This window comes from Vibrio sp. 1978, from assembly GCF_033344345.1.
The window spans coordinates 1-741 of sequence record NZ_JAWPOP010000402.1 but is presented as its reverse complement, the minus strand read 5'-3'; the positions used below and the strand labels follow the sequence as shown (position 1 = coordinate 741).

Below are 741 nucleotides of genomic sequence, written 5' to 3'. Positions count from 1 at the left end.
TCCACATTAATTTCAATGAAGGTTTAGTTGGTCTCGTTAAACGCAGCGCAGAACCTCTTAACCTCGCAGAAGCCTCAAAACACCCTGAATTTAAATTCTTCCCGCAGCTTGGTGAACAGGTTTATCACTCTTTCCTCGCCACTCCAATCATCCATCGCAAACAAGTATTAGGTGTATTAGTCATTCAGCAAAAGACGCCACGATTGTTTAGTGAGATGGAAGAATCTTTCTTAGTGACCTTATCTGCACAGTTAGCCGTGATCATCGCTCACGCGCAAAGTTTAGGTCATTGGCAATTAGCCTCAAAACCGACGGTTCTTAAAGGCTTGCCTGCATCAACGGGTGTCGCCATCGGAGAGTTTTGGTTTGACAACACGCAGCCGAGTTTGTCGGACGTATTCCCGTCTTCCACGCTGGATAAAGAGCGAGAGCAAGAGCTGCTGCTGGTAGCGATTGAGCGTGCGCTGAATGACTTCCGCCGGATGCGGAAAAAGTTCGACAGCGAAATCAATAAAGATGCGTTAGCGATATTCGATTTGTTTACCCACTTGCTCAATGATCCAATGTTGCGCGGCGATCTTAAGAAACAGATTGAAAAAGGCGATCGAGCGGATTGGGCGCTGCGTCAGGTAGTCGAAACTTATTCAAACCGCTTTGCTCGTATGTCAGATGTCTATTTGCGTGAACGAGCACAAGATATCCGAGAGTTGGGGCAAAGGTTGCTGTATTTTCTGCACAACA

Annotated in this window: 1 protein-coding gene; it reads left to right on the top strand. The window is 46.7% G+C overall.

The annotated features are described in order from the left end of the window. Positions 1-741: phosphoenolpyruvate-utilizing N-terminal domain-containing protein (locus R8N49_RS26870; RefSeq protein WP_318190421.1), on the top strand; the 741-nt coding region annotated here is incomplete at both ends.